The sequence below is a fragment of the Rhizobium sp. ERR 1071 genome (assembly GCF_007828675.1).
Lineage (GTDB): Bacteria > Pseudomonadota > Alphaproteobacteria > Rhizobiales > Rhizobiaceae > Rhizobium > Rhizobium dioscoreae.
The window spans coordinates 794094-809899 of record NZ_VITM01000001.1 but is presented as its reverse complement, the minus strand read 5'-3'; the positions used below and the strand labels follow the sequence as shown (position 1 = coordinate 809899).

Genomic DNA, 15806 nt, shown 5'->3' with positions numbered 1-15806 from the left:
GCGGTTCGCTAGTCTCAGGTGCGATCACCATATCGCGGCCGGCGATAGTCCAGCCAGCGATGCTCGAAGCAAAACCACTTCGTCTCGCCCTTGCCGATATCATAGCCGAAGCCGCCCCACTGTTTGGAGCCGGGATGCTCGCAATAGTGATTGACGTGGACCGTATCCATTGGGCGTTCGAGTTCTTCGGCCATCTAGTTTAGATCGTCCCGAGTTGACCGGCTAAGCGATCCCTCCATATTTCCCGCGAAGTTTTCCAGGGTCTTCATGGCGAATGCGAAGCGCGTCGCTTGTGAAGGGCCGGAGGCCTCTGAGGCCGCTTGGATGTCGCGCACCACATTGCCGATTACGTTTCCAACGAAGCCCTTTATGTCGCCAGTGCTTGAGCCAATGCTACCTAGCAAGTGAGCTATCAGCAGCTCGTGCATCACGCAGCGACCATCGAGTTCGGCAATTCGTCTTTCCAGCTTCTCAATTCTTTCGTCGGTCATTTTTCACTTCCTCCGGTTTTCACGGCTGGTAACAGCACCAGCTCGTCATCTGGCAAGGGGCGCTGAAGCGACTTCGCTTCCTCCCATGGCGCGGTAAGCCAGGTCTCGACTTCATCCTGATTGCGAAGGATGACGGGCATCGCCTTCTGATGGATAGGCCCAACGATGCCATTCGGCTCCGTCGTCAGGAAGCCATAGAGGTCGACCGTGATCTCTCCCTCCTTTACCTTCCTCACGGATCGCCATTGCGGCACCCATAGGCCGGCGAAGAACATCAGCGGCTCCTCCGCGCTGCCTGCAAACCAGGCGTTCGGCGTTCTTCCTCCCTCGATCTTGCTTGCCGGATCTGGCTCAGCGAACCGCGTGAACGGCACAACGCAGCGGTTTTCGATGCCCAGCCATCGCGCCCAATGTCTGCTCGATGTGTTGCGGACGTTCGTCGTTCCGCCATCAGGCTCCATCCTCAGAAGCTCATCGAAGTTCACTTGCTTGCCTTTGGCGCGCAGCTTATCGGCTCGCTTCGTGGCGGCGTCCAGCTGCGCCTTTTGAGACGACGGCAAGCCCCAGCGAACCTTCGCCAGCTCTCGGCCGGCCGGCGTGTTCCGCACGATCGGCCCCATCTGATCCGGATAGAGATCCAGCTCCGGCTCAAGGTTGCCGATGTTGTCGATCATCGCCCTTGTGAGCTGCCGAATGGCCTCCTGGTTGGTCGTGACATTATAAAGATTGCACATGGCCTTTCCCCCTAATCCCGTGGCGGCGAGCGGACGATGATCTTTGCCGAACCTTTGACGCCGCATTTTTTGCAGACAAGCTTGCCCGCGGCGGCAGAAATCAAGGCATCCTTTCCCAACGATCTCTCAAGTCGCTCCCGATCGAGCTCATTTTTCCGTCCGCAGCTGCAATGCACGTAGAGCCTATGCCACCGGCTCAGATCGGAAAAGCGAAGTTCTCCACGCTTCTGCTCTCGGGGATCGATGTACCCCATGCGCTTCGCCCACTCGTCAGGCGAGAAGTGAAAATGCATCTTGCATCGGTCATAGAAGGCGTTCTCGGTGCGCTTGCACCCCAGCGACTTCGCGACCAGTTCAGGAAGCGATGGCATCGTCTGATTGCCATGTTCTTCCAAGAGAGCGGCCGGCTTCAGGCGTTTCAGGATCTCGCAATCCTCGCAGATGAAATCGACCGTCTCCCCCTTATGATCTGCGAGCATGTTGGCTGGGGAAGTGGCAGGTTCAGCGTTGCGCACGTCTCCGCTCCCGCCGCAGCGCGGCGAGCCTTCTCTTCATGTTTTCTGTCTATCTCAGGCGGCGTTCAGGTCGGCGATTTCGCCATGCTTCGCGAGCAGACGCGGTGACGACATATCGCCGGTCTCTTCGTCGACCATGACGGCATAAGCCGCGACGCCAACAAATCGGGAAGCCATCGAGGCCGCGATCTTCTCCGCAGATGGAACGCTGGTCGCCTGGCGCATCTCGCCGGGCACAAGGTTGCCACGGTTCTTTCGATACGGCAGGACAATGAATTTCTCGGCAGTGCTCATGGCGTCTTCCTCAATTTGTTCTATAAATGTTCTCATTTTCGAGAAGAGTCAAGCGCCCGAGAGGGTGCTTCTGGATTCGCCGCGCGAAAGCGTGGTATCGTGAGGTATGAGAGAACGCTATGCCCTGGTCGAAGATGACGATGGCACTTTCGCCATCGTGGACGCGCGCACCTACGAGGTGATCGAACGGGCCGGCTTGATATTCGAGAGGCTTTCTCCTGATGTTGCTGAAGGTCTTATCCCGTTGCTTAACGATCTCGACAGGCACAAGGAAATGCCGAACTAGCAGTCTGGCGTAACCGGAGGCGATGCACTAACGCCGTCCAAACAGGCGCTCTATATCATCGTCAACGGCGATGTTCTCGATCATCGCCAGGACTTGCGCGTCAGCAAGCTCGACGAGCGCCGTCGCCACTTCCTGCTGATCCCATCCCGCCTTGATGGCCGCCAGTGCTACCTCCTGCAAAGCAACGTCCATTGCCTCTTGGCATTTCAGGTGCCTATCCGGATCTCCTGGCGGTAAGGTTGGTGGCGGGATATAGGGCATCGATACAGGATGCACCCGATCAGCAGAAAATCAATGGCGTTCACCCGGCTATGGTAGGCTGCGCCGTTTTACACCCCTATTGATGCTAAACGGCTTTTTCCCGCGCGAACGGCCGAGTTTTACAGCTAAGAGCTTGAACTATAGGTTTTAGGTCGAGCTTCCCAAGCTAATGCCGCAGAGATTTTCACGGTTGAATTGCCAAGCGGTTGCCCGCATGCATAGATGGAAATGACGATACGGTTGCGCATCGGTTTAGATGGAAGATGGCAACACAGGGTGTTGCCAGCAACAAAATATAGTGGGGCGATGGGCATGTCACTTTCTATGGCACAACTGATTTCAACCTGGTCGAGCTGGATGCTACTTGCCAGTCTGGTGGTTGGGGTTATCTCAACGTTCGGCATCAATATTTCATCGAATGTGAAGGAACAGTTCGCCGCCGAGAGAATAGCGGCGAACGAAGCAGAAACAGCACGCGCCCGGGAGTCTGCGGCGCAGAGTAATGAGCGAGCTGCCGAAGCAGAGCTCAAGCTGGAACAACTGAGAAAGCAGGTCGGGCCGCGTCATTTGGATCGCGTCAAATTTAGCGAGGCGTTGAACGGGCAACCATCCGCACCGGTCGAAGTATTATACATAACTGACGATCAGGAAGCATTTGAACTATCTCAGGAAATTCGGCAATCATTGGAAGCTGTGGGCTGGCAGATTCTAAAGCATGCGCCAATTCCCAAAGATCTACCACTTGCGAGTTCACTTCCGTCTGCCGCAATGGCGGTTGGTGGACAGCCAACTGGCGTGACGATAGTTGTTCATGACGCGACTTCAGTGGAGCTAGACGCAGCTTCCGACAGAATGCTTGGCAAGAACTGGGTCAAAACCCCTTGGACCGTTTTGAGTGGCGCGATCAGTGATGGTTTGGGACAAGTTAGTGGTCACGTGGGCGGATCAGAGGCCCCTCCAGCCGGTACAATTCGAATAGTGATCGCAGCCAAGCCGTAATTTATAGGCCGGAGGTGTAGCGGAGCCTGGGAGCGCGCTTGTGTGCCTCTTGGACACATTTATAGAAAACATAACGATTGCGCGGCCGAACCTTGCGGCCAAGGTTTTTCCAAAGGATTGAAATCGTTAAATTGAAACATCCTGATCCTGGTTGTAATTATCAATCTAATGAATTTCGAGTTGTAAAACGTCGCCCGACAGCGATGTAGTGGCTGTCGGGCGCCAGTGAATCACTTCGTCAATAAACAAGGCTCAAGATGGATCGTGCAACTTCAAACGAGAAAAAGTTTCTGCAATACGGCCTATCGGCTGATTTAGCGGAGCAAGCCGCCAAGGCCGGGCTGACAGTGTCTAAGGTAAGGACATTGGCAATAGCGGACCTTGTTGCGAAGTTCTCCATAAGTAACGAGAAAGCGAAAATTTTAAAGAGTGCAGTGCAAAGAGATCCGATCGCCTCCGATACACTAGATACATTGCTGGCGCGCAGCAATTATACTTGCAATATCTGCAAGGGCACAAAGAGCAAGTCTTTTATCGTTCACCATATTGAGCCTTATGCCCGCTCTCAGAATAATGATTACAGCAATCTAGTTGTTCTTTGTCCCGCTGACCACGACCTTGCGCACAACAGCGGTCTAGCGCTGGGGATATCGCCAGAGCAACTTATGAAAGAAAAGGAAAAATGGGAGCAACTGGTTGAGAAAGCCAACGCTGCAAAAGCGGCGAGGTCAGTCGAAGTTGACGGCGACGCGATCGACTACTTTAATCCCCGACGGCTCGAGGAACTCGCACAAAACATTCTAGGTCGAATTCCCGATACCAAAGCAAGCAGAATGCTGAAAGTTAAAGGTATTCTCGATGCGGACGGCCGTTTCAACCAAAAGTTTGTGCAAGAAAATCTCTCGAATGGAAGGTACTTGTTTGATTATATCAATTCCGGGGAGGCGCTCCATTATCGAGAGTTGCTGGCAAGAATTGCCGAGCGCCTAGATTTTGTTGATCTGTCGGAAGCTATTGATCGCGGAAAGAAGGCCGTCTCGGAACTCGAAGGAAGATGCACTTTTTTTATAGGAGGTGTTTATTCAAATGAGCCGAAAACTCCAATAACGAACTCGACCCCTATGGTCCGCATGCATTACAAGCGACGAAAAATCAGGGTTGAGTGGCAGCTTGATCCAATGAACTTTTTCTCAATGTCTGCGATTGCTCGCCAAGGTTCGAAAAATCGCTACCTGATATATTCCCGCGTGCGTACTGTTGATGCTGAATCCGAACCTGGTCAAACTGTGATTAAGGCCAGCGCTTTCTTGATTGCGCAACCGAGCACATACGCAAATCGTATCCCGGCTATCGGATGGGAACATCGATACGGCAGCGATCGCGAGTTCGAATACTGATTTCCTGAGCGTGCTCGATCTCGATTAAGTTGAACTCTTTACAAACTTCGGTGCATACCGCCTCTCTCAACATATCTGGATCCGATGCCGTTGAAAGGATAGGCTGAGAGGTGCAAAAGAATTTCAATTCAAAATCTTCCTGACTGCTTACATATCGTGTCCGATGACGCCTCATATGGAATGCTCGCCATGAATTCAATGACAGAAACCTTGGCACACCTCAGTCTCGGACCAGGAGCCGATCCGCTGGATGAGAGTCGACAAACTCCCCGCCTGTATCATTATACGTCTGTCGGCGGATTACTGGGAATTATACGAAGTCGCGTTTTATGGGCCACAGATATCAGTTTTCTGAACGACTCCGAGGAGTTTCGACACGGCATAAAGATCGCGGCTAACCTCGTGGCTCAGCGAGTAAAGGGCGCGCAAGATAACGATCGCCAGTTGCTTGAAGAGCTTCAGAAAGTCCTCGCGAAGGAACATTGGTTTCCGGCGTATGTGGTCTCCTTTACTGAGCATGGTGACCTCCTTAGCCAATGGCGTGGATATTCCCCCGAAGGCGGAGCATCATTGGGTTTTACCGTGGAGGGATTGAGGCGAGTCGAAGAATTAAGCAAATTCCGCCTGTCAAAATGCATCTATGACGATGACAGGAAGCACGCCATCGCAAATGAGTTCCTCGATACTCTTATAGAGCAGCATCGCTCAAGTGGAAGCCGCGATCCTCGACAGGTCCTTTTTACTGCCCAGGGTTTTATCCTGCGATTTTACCAGATGGCGGCATGCTTTAAAGACAGCGCTTTCTCAGAAGAAAACGAATGGAGGTTCGTTTCTCCTCTCACTCCGCTCGATAATCAATCGATCAGGTACAGAGCTACCAACCGGATGATTGTGCCATATTACGAGTTGCCTCTAACTGAAGACGGGGAGTTAGAACCCTCCCTTCGATTCGATCGAATTGTGCTGGGGCCTGGATCACAGCTTGCCTTGATGCAAAACGCACTGTTACGATTGTGCTTGACTACGGGGGTTGCCGCCAAAGAGGTCGCCAAATCGAAGGTGCCTTATAGGTCTCTTTGACAACTCGCCCGACGATTCGAACCCATGATCCTCAGGCGAGGCATGCAAGGGCCTACCGCTTACCGTAGCATTTCGCGCGTCCAAGCGAAATGTGTGGAGGGCGGAGATCGATTTACTGGTCCAGCACTACCAATGAGCTTTGCGGAAGCCAGCGCGGCGTGCAACACCATGCCAGAGTCTTCAAATTTCCGCAGGAACATCAGGCGAACGCGCGTGGGGATTTCGTGGGACTCTGAGCGCCAGAATGTGCATCCGCACGCCATTTGTTCCATTTTTATTCTGATAGCCCGATTTTTCGCTTGCGCCGGAAAAGCCGAAAGTCTAACAGGATCAAGCCGTTTCGGCAGGTCGGGGCGTAGCGCAGCCCGGTAGCGCACTTGACTGGGGGTCAAGGGGTCGCTGGTTCGAGTCCAGTCGCCCCGACCATTTATCTCCTTGAACTCCCAATCGAATTTCTGAAAATCAGCTACACCAGGACGACGCCTGGCCGGTCCAGCGGCGTGCGAGACCTTCTGACACCATCTGATCGCCGAGCGAGCGCCCCGCGCGCATGGCAATGCGCAGTTTGCCGCCATTCGGGTCGTCGCGACGGCTGCTGCCGGAAAGCACGAAGCTTCCATCGTTGAGAATGGCCTGCAGGCGCAGTTTCGCGGCTACGCCTCTCTGTCTTTCGCTCGGGCAGCGCGCGGCACCAGCGTCCGGCACATCGATATCGGCCAACTGAATCCGGATGCCATCCTGCCAGAAGGTATTGCCGTCAACGACGCAGTTCGTTCCAGAGCCGGCGCCGCATAGCACGAAACGACCGCCGGACTGCGCACGCAAGCTGGGTATCGGCCGTTCGACCGGTATCTTGTTGACCGGCATCGCCACGGGAATGGCGGCGGGCGGTACCGGCAGGGCGGATGTTGCGCGTGGCTCCGAAGTCACTGCTGCCGTCTTTATTTGCGGTTTTGCCGCTGGCACCGGTGCTTCCCGAGCCATATGCGGCATGCCTGCGACTGCGCCGGCATGCGCCAGCATCGACGGCATGTCCTTGCGATGCTGATAGGCGTAGATGCCGGCTATCGTTGCCAGGCCGACAACACCCCATAGCCACATCGAATTGCCCGCCTTGGATTGCGGCCTGCGCCGCGTGCGTCGTTTCGCTTTCGCCATGGTATCATCCCTCAATTGCGAGGGGGATTATCGCCGCCATTTCTTACCGATCCGTTGGCTTTGGCGGCGATCATGAACTGCGATGGGGCAGGGCTATTTCGTGGCCGCCGTCGGCGGCTTCAGTTTCACCGCCATCGTCACCTGTCCGTTGATGGAAAGTCTCGTGCCGCGATTGTCTGGATTGTTGACCGAAGTATTGCTCGACAGAGCACTGATCTCGCAGGCATCGGCAATCGTGTCGAGCAGGCTGGCGCAGCTGCTTGCGGCAAACTTATAGAAGGATTTCAACGCCTTCTCCTGCTGCTCCTCGCTGTCACCATCTGTCATGGGATAGGAGATCGATATTCCCGATTGCACGGAAATATATCCTTCGGGTGGCTGGCGAGGGTTGCGCAGCGGAAGATTCGAAAAATTCTGCGCGAGGGCGGGCAGGGCCGCCGCTGCAAGCGTCAAGCTGAGAGCAGCCCGGATCAGAAATCTGGTCATCATTATGCCTCCGTTTTTTCCGCTTATTGCAGATGCGGATAAAGGCTTGGTGATGCACTAACTTAAAATTGTACCTTCGATCGAATTTCCGTAAAATCTGCGAATCAGAAATGCGTCGGCCGAAATGCTTCCTTGCCAACCCCACGCGCAAGGCGCATAGTCTAATCCTATCGTCGGGAATAAAACGGGTGCCGGCGAAGTACTGCGTGCTTCTGCCCCACGGACAATGAGACGCGCAAATGCTGGACACACCTATCCATCCACGAGATCTGCCGCTGTTTTCAGACGATCTGGACCGACTCGAGAAGGTGCTTGATACGGTCTGCAAGGATCGTGGCATGAGCCCGCAAAGCCTCGAAGCAGAGCGCCTCGGCGCATTGATTATTCAGCTTTATCGCCAGGGCGTAAAGGACGACGCGAAGCTTCTCGCGCTTGCACGGGCTTATTTCTGACGCAGCTGCGTTTTTTTGTGGCCGAAAATCTAATCGATTTAAGCTGATTTCACATAGCAGCAATGATGCTTTGTGCCTGTTCGAAGCGGGTCGGCCTCCCTATATTTGCTGCGTTGCACAAAGAGATTCGATTTTTCGATGTCACTGATTCTGGAAAGGAACAGTGCGCGTCAGCCCGCAGCGGAGGAAAAAACCGGCCGTGGCTGACGTGGATAGAAAGGTCCATGATGAATTTTAAAGTTCCGAGCCGGCTTCGCCGCTTGCTCGTCGATTCCGTCGAGCTGCCGCAGCTCAAATTTCCGATGATGCAGCCGCAATCGCAGCCGTCGCGCCGTCGCGTTTCCACGCGCCCGTCGCCGCAGCGGCTGACGGAAGTTTTGTGGTTTGGCCGCAATCCCGGCGATTTGCGCATGCTCGAATATGTGCCCCCGGGGGTAAAGGGACCGATGCCGCTTGTCGTTGTCCTGCACGGCTGTCATCAGAATGCCGAGGATTTCGACCGCGCGAGCGGGTGGACCGCACTTGCGCGCCAGCACGGATTTGCCGTGCTTTATGCGGAGCAGAAGGCATCGAACAACCCAAATCTCTGTTTCAACTGGTTTCGCCCGAGCATGGTCACGCGCGATCGCGGTGAGCTCGGATCCATCAGAGAAATGATTGATTTCAGCCGCCGCCTGCATGCGATCGACGATAGCAGGATTTTCGTCATGGGCCTCTCGGCCGGTGGCGCTATCGCAGCTGCATTGCTCGCGACCTATCCGGAACTCTTTGCCGCAGGCGCCATCATCGGCGGCCTGCCTTTCGGCGCTGCCCGCGATGCCATATCGGCGCTTGACGTCATGAAGCGCGGCTCAAGCCGCCCGGCGGAAAAATGGGGCGAGCTCGTTCGCGAAGTTTCCCCCGAAGCTGCTCGCTATCCCGTCGTCTCCATCTGGCATGGCGATGCCGATAATGTGGTGTCTTTCGCCAATGCCGAGGCATCCGTGGCGCAATGGCTGACTGCTCGCGAGCGTCCGCGCACCAAGGGTCGGTTGCGTCTCTTCGAAGGTGGCGAGCGGCGCGAATGGCGCGACGACTACGGCCATATGATCCTGGAGCTCGTGACGCTGACCGATTTCGGGCATGGCCTGCCGGTTGGCTCCATTGTTGAAGGCTGGGAGCCGGCAAACAACACCGAGCGCTACATCCTGCCTGCAGCCCTCTCTGCGCCCGAAGAGCTTGTCAAAGGCTGGAAGCTCGCGGCCTGAGGCAGATCGCAAGACCTAAGGCCTGAAGGCGAAGCGGCGCTGGGAGATTTCAGGCACTGCGTCAGCCGTCAATCGTCATTGGTGGCATTCAGGTTCTCAGGCCGGACGCCATCATTTTCGGACCAATGCTTGAAGCGAATGCCAGGGCCACCCATGCCGTCACTGCCGCCGGCGAGGAAAAGCACTCCGTGGCTCTCGAGGACGGAGCGAACTGTCGCAAGCGCCCTCATATCCGCCGGGCTTGTCCCTGTTTCCAGCGCTTCGATCGCCGAAACCGGGAGTTTGCTCTCGCTGGCAAGCGTCTCCACTGTCAGTTCGAGCATGGCGCGCGCGCCGCGCAATTGTGCTGAAGTAATCATGAGTTAAGTCTATCGCATCGGCTTGAAAAGCGGAACCGATTTCCGACGAAAATCCTCTGCGAGTTTAAAGGGCAGCCGCGCTTTTCTCCCGGTCCTCGCGCTTATTATCCAAACTGGAATTTGCTACCAATTCCAGCGGGGCAGGGTTGGGGTAGCCGAGCAGGTCGTGATAGATCTTCTCGGTCGCATCCGCCATGCCGGCGAGCGTATATCCATCCTTACGGCGACGGGCTTCGGCAGTAAAATTCGCCAGCAACGTCGGATCGCCAAGACGTGCCATCGCGGCCGCCAACGCTTCCGGATTATCGCTGTTCGGCACGATGTAGCCGTTCTTGCCGTGCTCCAGCACCGTGCGCGCGCCACCGACATCGGCAAGCAGCAGCGGCTTGCCCGCAGCTGCGGCCTCCAGCATCACATAGGACATCGCCTCATAGCGGCTTGGCATGACGACAACATCGAAGGCGTCGATGGCCGTCACCCCCGGTACGCTGCCATCAATGCGGGCGCGATCTTCAAGCCCGGCCGCCTTGATCATCTCCCTTGCAGTGTCGGCCAGCTCACCGATCCCGATCATCAGCAGATGGGCTTGCGGCAATTGGGCTGCTATCCGTGCAAAAGCCGCGACCAGGCGCTCAGGCGCCTTCTGTTGCGTCATTCTGCCAACGAAGCCGAAGAGCAAAGCTTCCTGAGGAATGCCGTATCGTCTGCGGATGGCTGCTCGCTGGCTGAGGGGAGGTGCGTTGACGCCGTTGACCACGACCCGCAGGCGTTTTTCCGGGATGCCGAGCGACAGGGCGTGATTATATTCATCTTGCGAAACGCAGACCAGGCGATCGGTCAGCCACGTCCCGAGAAGGCGCTCGATACCGCCATAGATCAGGCGGCCCTTCGCACCGAGCGTCGGGTCCATGGTGCGGAAGGCATGCGGCGTGTAGAGAACGGGGACATGGCGCCCCGGCAAACGCAAGCGCGTTAATGCGCCCGCTTTCGAGCTATGGCCATGGATCAGATCAAACGGCCCATGACTGGCCGCGATCTTGCGCAGTTGCCACCATGCAGTCAGATCCCAGGGGCCGGGCGCGCGCCGCATGCCAAGCGGAATGACATTGTCCAGGCCGATATTTTCCAGTTCTGTGACGAAAGCGGGCTCTGCGCGCACCGGGGAATAGACAGCGGTCACGGAATGGCCGCGATGCTGCATGGCCCGGCATAAGTCGAGAAAATGTCGCCCGGAGCCACCGCCGCTCGGCTCGAGAACCTGCAGCAACGACAGGCGTTTGACGTTGGTGCGAATGTTCACGGCGCAGCTTTCCTTTTGTTCAGGTCACGCTGATACTTTTGCTCCAGGGCGCCGCAGCCCCAGACGATGCCGATCAGCATGTAGAAATGGCGCCAGTGGTCGGTATCGATGACGTTGCCGATGCCGACATGGCCGAGAATGACGATCCAGGCGATCATCAGGTAGGGCTGCCAGGGACGCTCCCTCAGGAGGTTGCGGAAGCCGATATAGATGGTCCAGCAGATCATGCTGACCCAGGTGACGAAGCCGAGCCAGCCATAAGTGGTCAGTGTCTTTAGCCAGGTATTGTGTTCGTCCTCGCGGAAGATCTGACCGAAGACCAGCGGCCCGATGCCGAAAGGCCGTTCCATGGACATTTGGAAGCCGATGCTGTGGCGTTCGAAGCGGCCGAGATGTCCGCCGTCATAACTCTGAACCAGCTGCAAGCGCGTCGAAAACAGGTCGCTGACCTGGGGAAATTGCAGCGCAACGACGAGCAGAACGACCATGAGGATGATGGCCGCCAGCGACATCACCAGGATCCGCAGCCGGAAGGTATTGCTGCGGTGCTTCAGCAGCATGCAGAAGATCAGCATCACCGAGGCGAAGGCGAAGAGGGCCCAAGCGGCGCGGGAGAAAGACAGGAAAATACCGAAGGCGAGCACGAACAGGCATATGCCTTTGATCGGCGCTTTCTTCAGGTCACCGATGAGCAAGCCGTGCATGAGGTAAAGGCTTGGCGCCACGAGATAGGGGCCGAAGACGTTCGGATCCTGGAACGCACCCATGGCGCGATCATAGCGGGTGAAGATGTCGAAGCCCGGTACGGCGTGGAAGTAGCCGAGGATGCCGAGGCTCGCGGTGATCAGCGCCGCCACCACCCATGTATTGAAGATCAGCTTCAGCCGCTTTTCGTTGTCTTCGGTGATGGCGGCATAGAAGACGGAACTCAGCGCCAGGAAAGTGGAAACGGCGATATAGATCGGGCCGGCGAGATGATCGCTGGCGGCGAGATCATGCATCTGAGTGATCGACAGCATTCCGCCGATATTGAACAGTAGGAACAGCGCCAGCAGTGGCGCGACGCTGCGCGAGATTTTGAGCCTGAGAATGAACCAGGTACCGATCAGAAAAGCGAGCCATAGCTCGTAGGGTGCCGGCTCGGCGATGACGAAGCCCGACAGAAACACGCCGACAGCAACGCTTGCCGTGCCGACCAGCCGCATGGCGGCAAGCTGCGGCTGCGCGACGCGGGGCGATGGCAGGTCCAGCGTGGTCAATAGGCGTTTTCCGTATTGAGCAGACGGAACGGCGTCAGGAACAGGATCTTCAGATCGAAGAGCAGCGACCAGTTCTCGATGTAGTACAGATCGTAAGCCGTGCGGAACTTGATCTTGTCGTCGCTGTCGATCTCGCCGCGCCAGCCGTTGATCTGCGCCCAGCCAGTGACGCCGGGCTTGACGCGATGGCGCGCGAAATAGCCTTCGACGACGTCGGCATAGGTGCGGTTATGGCTGGCGGCCAGAACGGCGTGGGGGCGCGGTCCCACAAGCGAGAGGCTGCCGAGCAGCACGTTGAAGAGCTGCGGCAACTCGTCGATCGATGTCTTGCGGATGAAGCGGCCGACGGGGGTCACGCGCGGATCGTTCTTGGTCACGGCATTGCGCGCCGAGGGATCGCTCATATGGGTGTACATCGAGCGGAACTTGAACACGTTGATAATCTCGTTGTTGAAGCCGTGGCGCTTCTGCATGAAGAAGATCGGCCCTCTCGAGGTTGCCTTCACGGCAATTGCGGCGCCGAGCATGATCGGCCAGAGCAACGCAAGTGCGACCAGGCTGAAGAAGATGTCGAAGATGCGTTTGGCAACGCCATCCCAGTCACGGATCGGCTTGTTGAAGATGTCGAGCATCGGTACGGCGCCGACATGCGAATAGGCGCGGGGGCGGAACCGCAGCTTGTTGGCATGGGCGGCAAGACGAATGTCGACGGGTAGCACCCAAAGCATTTTCAGCAATTGCAGAATGCGATCTTCGGCGCTGATCGGCAACGCGATAATCAGCATGTCTATGCGCACGAGTCGGGCGAATTCGACCAGTTCCGATACCGTGCCCAGCTTCGGGTAACCGGCGACCATGACTGGCGAGCGCTTTTCGCCGCGATCGTCGAAGATGCCGCAGATACGGATATCGTTGTCGGGCTGATGCTCGAGCGCGCGGATGAGCTCCTTTGCCGGTTCGCCGCCGCCAACGATGACGGCGCGTCTTTCCATGACGCCGTTACGGGCCCAGTGGCGGATACCGTAGGCGAAAAGCAGGCGGGCGACGAGGAGGAAGCCTGCACCCGCCGCAAACCAAAGGCTGAGAAGTGAGAGGGAATAGATATTGTTGATGTCGAAGGGGAAGAGGGCGATGACCATGACCGCGAAGGCGGCTGCCCAGGATCCGAGTATCCGGTGCAGGAAGTGATGCGGCGAGCGCAAGACCGGTATCTGATAGGCATCCGCAATCTGCAGGAAGACGATGGCAAGGCCGCAGAGGGCGATCGTCACCACGGCCTTCGACAGGAAGGGATGATTGTCCGACGTCCCGAAGAGGAGGATCGCAAGCCCGAATGCAAGCAGCGACAGAAATTCGAACAGCCGGTATTGTCCGACGATGATTGCCGGGGACTGGTTGGTTTCGCGAAGCTGTTCGGCGATTTGCCGCGCATAGGCATTCATGCTGTCTGGGCGATCGCTATGAGGCTCGCTGGCACCGCGAGTGCGGATTTCCGAAACCTGTTTGCGAAGATGGTCCAAGTTGAATTGCTCGGACTTTTCGGTAGTGTTCATGGCAACTTATCCAGTCGTTACCGGACAAGGCCTATCAGATATCAGCTAAGAAACACTTACAACACTTGCCTGTATTCTAACCGTCTTCGTTCAGGCCAAGTATATTTCGATACAAGTGCAAAGTATCCCGCGCCATGGCCGAAGCCGAAAAATTCGATCGTATCGTTCCGATATCGGGCATGTTGCGAGCGCCCCATAGCGGTTCTGTGATCGCTTCGGCCATGATGCGCGAGAGGTCATCGGCATCTTCCGGTTTGGCGAGTGCTGCGCTGTTTTCGCCAAGCGCTTCCGCAACGCCGCCGACGCGCGAGGCGATGACGGTCTTGCCGGCTGCGAGCGCTTCAAGAACGATATAGGGCATGGCCTCGGCGCGCGAGGGGACGACGATGTTCTGTGATACCGTGAAGGCTTCCTGCACGCGCATCGCGGGTAGCATGCCGATACGGTGACCGAGGCCCCGTTCGACCATCATTCGGTGATATTTGTCTCTGTCCGGTCCGTCGCCGATCATCAGCGCTGACAGCGGCCTGCCGATCCGCCGCTCCGTTTTTGCAAAGGCGTCCACGAACAGATCGGGACCTTTGAGGTCCCGCAGCATGCCGATATAGACGAAATGCACGGAGTCCGATCGTGTCGGTATGGTGCGAAAATCTCTTTCGCTGATGCCGTTATAGATCATCACAGAGCGGGTGCGCGGCTTGCCGATCTTTCTTTCATAGGTGCGGCGTTCGAAGTCGCAAATGAAGATCAGGCCATCGGTGAGAAACTCGAGCATCCGTTCCAGGCTGTGCACCAGCATGCCCTGGAACGAGCCGCGCGAGAAATGCAGGCTTCCGCCATGCGCTGTATAGAGGCGGGCTACGCGACACCTGTTGACCCGCAGGATCGAGCCGAGAACGCGCGCAAGCAGGCCGCCCTTGGCGCCGTGCCCGTGCAGCACATCCGGCCGCAAACTCTTGATTTCTTTATAGCTACTCCACAGTGTCGCAGCATCCGAGAGGGTAATTTGCCGTCGGATCGGCAGACGGACGACGCCAAGAGCCAGGAATGGCGCGATATCGTCGAACAGACGATCCTCATGCTCGCCGCCCGTCAGGCTGTCGCAAAGGATGCCGACCTCATGGCCCGCTTTGCTCTGTTCCTCCGCCAGATCCCGGACATGGCGGAAGACCCCGCCGACGGGCGATCTGAAGCAGTGAAGGATTCGAAGCGGTCGGGCCATGAGCGGTCGCGGTTAGAACAACCGCTCTCTGACATAGATGGTGTCGCCTGCCAGCACCGGATCGGAGATGCCGACCCGTCCAGTCATGACATGACCGTTAATCTTGCGGGTGACATCCGCGTTGGATTGGTTGGCCCGGCTGGTGAACCCGCCTGCGACCGCGATGGCATTCTGGATGGTCATGCCCGGCACATAGGAATATTGGCCCGGCTGGCCGACTTCGCCCATAATATAGACCGAGCGATAGCGGTCGATGTCGATGGTGACGTCTGGATCGCGAATATATCCCTGGCGAAGCTTCTGCGCGATCTGGCCGGAGAGCTGCTGCAGCGTGCGGCCGCGGGCAGCAACCTGGCCGATCAGCGGGAAGGCGATATAGCCGGCCTGATCGACAGTATAGGTGTTGGTCAGCCCGGCTTGATCGAACACCGTGACGCGCAACCGGTCGCCGCTATCAAGCGTATAGGGCTGGATCGTGGCCTCGTTGAAGGCCTTGGGTGCCGGTTGATAGGTGTTGCAGCCAGTGAGCGCGGCGCTCACGGCAGCCATGCCGAGTGCAAGGACAATCTTTGACTTTGCGAAGGGCATTTCGCGCTCATTAGAAAGGGAAGACACTGCCGTCGTTATCGATCCGTTAGGGTTAACGGTCGGTAAAGAGTAAATCAAATTCCAGGAAAAAATTAGAGATGCCAAAAATAATGCTGGCGAAATAC

At 56.9% G+C, this 15806-nt stretch carries 20 protein-coding genes and 1 tRNA gene; 7 read left to right on the top strand and 14 right to left on the bottom strand.

Going from position 1 to position 15806, the window contains the following annotated elements; all coding sequences use genetic code 11:
* Positions 1 to 14: 14 nt before the first annotated feature.
* From FBZ99_RS04025 to FBZ99_RS04005, 5 genes are read right to left on the bottom strand one after another with little or no spacing between them, the layout of a single operon-like run.
* Positions 15 to 194 carry a hypothetical protein gene (locus FBZ99_RS04025; protein ID WP_145631497.1) on the bottom strand — a complete coding sequence of 60 codons (180 nt, stop codon included), beginning with the start codon at positions 192 to 194 and terminating at the stop codon, positions 15 to 17.
* Positions 195 to 491 (bottom strand): hypothetical protein, encoded by a 297-nt coding sequence (locus tag FBZ99_RS04020; protein ID WP_145631494.1) that lies wholly within the window; start codon positions 489 to 491, stop codon positions 195 to 197. It lies immediately after the preceding gene.
* Positions 488 to 1225 carry an SOS response-associated peptidase gene (locus FBZ99_RS04015; RefSeq protein WP_145631490.1) on the bottom strand — a complete coding sequence of 246 codons (738 nt, stop codon included), beginning with the start codon at positions 1223 to 1225 and terminating at the stop codon, positions 488 to 490. Before FBZ99_RS04015 ends, FBZ99_RS04020 begins: the two co-directional genes overlap by 4 nt.
* Positions 1226 to 1236: 11 nt before the next feature.
* The gene (locus FBZ99_RS04010) at positions 1237 to 1740 is read right to left on the bottom strand and encodes a hypothetical protein (RefSeq protein WP_145631488.1); all 504 of its coding nucleotides are present in this window, start codon (positions 1738 to 1740) and stop codon (positions 1237 to 1239) included.
* 54 nt (positions 1741 to 1794) lie between these two features.
* On the bottom strand, positions 1795 to 2034 hold the full coding sequence (locus FBZ99_RS04005) for a hypothetical protein (protein ID WP_145631485.1): 240 nt from the start codon (positions 2032 to 2034) through the stop codon (positions 1795 to 1797).
* Positions 2035 to 2140: 106 nt separating this feature from the next.
* Between FBZ99_RS04005 and FBZ99_RS04000 the strand changes: the two genes are divergently transcribed.
* Positions 2141 to 2320 (top strand): hypothetical protein, encoded by a 180-nt coding sequence (locus FBZ99_RS04000; RefSeq protein ID WP_145631482.1) that lies wholly within the window; start codon positions 2141 to 2143, stop codon positions 2318 to 2320.
* A gap of 27 nt (positions 2321 to 2347) precedes the next feature.
* Here FBZ99_RS04000 and FBZ99_RS33020 read toward each other — a convergent pair whose 3' ends face one another.
* Positions 2348 to 2512, bottom strand: coding sequence for a hypothetical protein (locus FBZ99_RS33020; RefSeq protein WP_186450279.1), 165 nt, complete (start codon positions 2510 to 2512; stop codon positions 2348 to 2350).
* Between the two features lie 291 nt (positions 2513 to 2803).
* Between FBZ99_RS33020 and FBZ99_RS03995 the strand changes: the two genes are divergently transcribed.
* The 4 genes from FBZ99_RS03995 to FBZ99_RS03980 all read left to right on the top strand — a co-directional run bounded on the left by FBZ99_RS03995 (position 2804) and on the right by FBZ99_RS03980 (position 6483).
* On the top strand, positions 2804 to 3580 hold the full coding sequence (locus tag FBZ99_RS03995; RefSeq protein ID WP_145631479.1) for a hypothetical protein: 777 nt from the start codon (positions 2804 to 2806) through the stop codon (positions 3578 to 3580).
* A gap of 257 nt (positions 3581 to 3837) precedes the next feature.
* Positions 3838 to 4977, top strand: coding sequence for an HNH endonuclease signature motif containing protein (locus FBZ99_RS03990; protein WP_145631476.1), 1140 nt, complete (start codon positions 3838 to 3840; stop codon positions 4975 to 4977).
* Between the two features lie 189 nt (positions 4978 to 5166).
* A complete protein-coding gene (locus FBZ99_RS03985) occupies positions 5167 to 6057 on the top strand; it encodes a DUF2971 domain-containing protein (RefSeq protein WP_186450278.1) in 891 nt (296 codons plus the stop codon).
* A gap of 349 nt (positions 6058 to 6406) precedes the next feature.
* Positions 6407 to 6483, top strand: a tRNA-Pro gene (locus FBZ99_RS03980).
* A gap of 36 nt (positions 6484 to 6519) precedes the next feature.
* Here FBZ99_RS03980 and FBZ99_RS03975 read toward each other — a convergent pair.
* Together FBZ99_RS03975 and FBZ99_RS03970 are read right to left on the bottom strand one after the other, a co-directional pair.
* Entirely contained in the window at positions 6520 to 7215 is a 696-nt protein-coding gene (locus tag FBZ99_RS03975; protein ID WP_113329024.1) for a thermonuclease family protein, read from the bottom strand.
* A gap of 93 nt (positions 7216 to 7308) precedes the next feature.
* The gene (locus tag FBZ99_RS03970; protein WP_113329023.1) at positions 7309 to 7704 is read right to left on the bottom strand and encodes a hypothetical protein; all 396 of its coding nucleotides are present in this window, start codon (positions 7702 to 7704) and stop codon (positions 7309 to 7311) included.
* A gap of 236 nt (positions 7705 to 7940) precedes the next feature.
* On the opposite strand from FBZ99_RS03970, the gene FBZ99_RS03965 reads away from it, so the two are divergent.
* Both FBZ99_RS03965 and FBZ99_RS03960 read left to right on the top strand, forming a co-directional pair.
* Positions 7941 to 8153, top strand: coding sequence for a hypothetical protein (locus FBZ99_RS03965; protein WP_113329022.1), 213 nt, complete (start codon positions 7941 to 7943; stop codon positions 8151 to 8153).
* Between the two features lie 224 nt (positions 8154 to 8377).
* On the top strand, positions 8378 to 9400 hold the full coding sequence (locus FBZ99_RS03960) for an extracellular catalytic domain type 1 short-chain-length polyhydroxyalkanoate depolymerase (protein WP_246661063.1): 1023 nt from the start codon (positions 8378 to 8380) through the stop codon (positions 9398 to 9400).
* Positions 9401 to 9468: 68 nt separating this feature from the next.
* Here the strand turns inward: FBZ99_RS03960 and FBZ99_RS03955 are convergent, their stop codons facing one another.
* The 6 genes from FBZ99_RS03955 to FBZ99_RS03930 all read right to left on the bottom strand — a co-directional run bounded on the left by FBZ99_RS03955 (position 9469) and on the right by FBZ99_RS03930 (position 15681).
* Positions 9469 to 9759, bottom strand: a complete 291-nt coding sequence (locus FBZ99_RS03955; protein WP_145631470.1) for a helix-turn-helix domain-containing protein — start codon at positions 9757 to 9759, stop codon at positions 9469 to 9471.
* A 64-nt stretch (positions 9760 to 9823) separates the two neighbouring features.
* Positions 9824 to 11059 (bottom strand): glycosyltransferase family 4 protein, encoded by a 1236-nt coding sequence (locus FBZ99_RS03950; RefSeq protein ID WP_145631467.1) that lies wholly within the window; start codon positions 11057 to 11059, stop codon positions 9824 to 9826.
* Positions 11056 to 12318, bottom strand: coding sequence for an O-antigen ligase family protein (locus tag FBZ99_RS03945; protein ID WP_145631464.1), 1263 nt, complete (start codon positions 12316 to 12318; stop codon positions 11056 to 11058). The genes FBZ99_RS03950 and FBZ99_RS03945 overlap by 4 nt, the downstream gene beginning before the upstream one ends.
* Complete coding sequence (locus FBZ99_RS03940; protein ID WP_113354719.1) at positions 12315 to 13871, bottom strand: undecaprenyl-phosphate glucose phosphotransferase; 1557 nt, start codon at positions 13869 to 13871, stop codon at positions 12315 to 12317. The genes FBZ99_RS03945 and FBZ99_RS03940 overlap by 4 nt, the downstream gene beginning before the upstream one ends.
* A gap of 76 nt (positions 13872 to 13947) precedes the next feature.
* Positions 13948 to 15093 (bottom strand): glycosyltransferase family 4 protein, encoded by a 1146-nt coding sequence (locus FBZ99_RS03935; RefSeq protein WP_145631461.1) that lies wholly within the window; start codon positions 15091 to 15093, stop codon positions 13948 to 13950.
* Positions 15094 to 15105: 12 nt separating this feature from the next.
* Positions 15106 to 15681, bottom strand: a complete 576-nt coding sequence (locus FBZ99_RS03930; RefSeq protein ID WP_069616269.1) for a polysaccharide biosynthesis/export family protein — start codon at positions 15679 to 15681, stop codon at positions 15106 to 15108.
* Positions 15682 to 15806 lie beyond the last annotated feature (125 nt).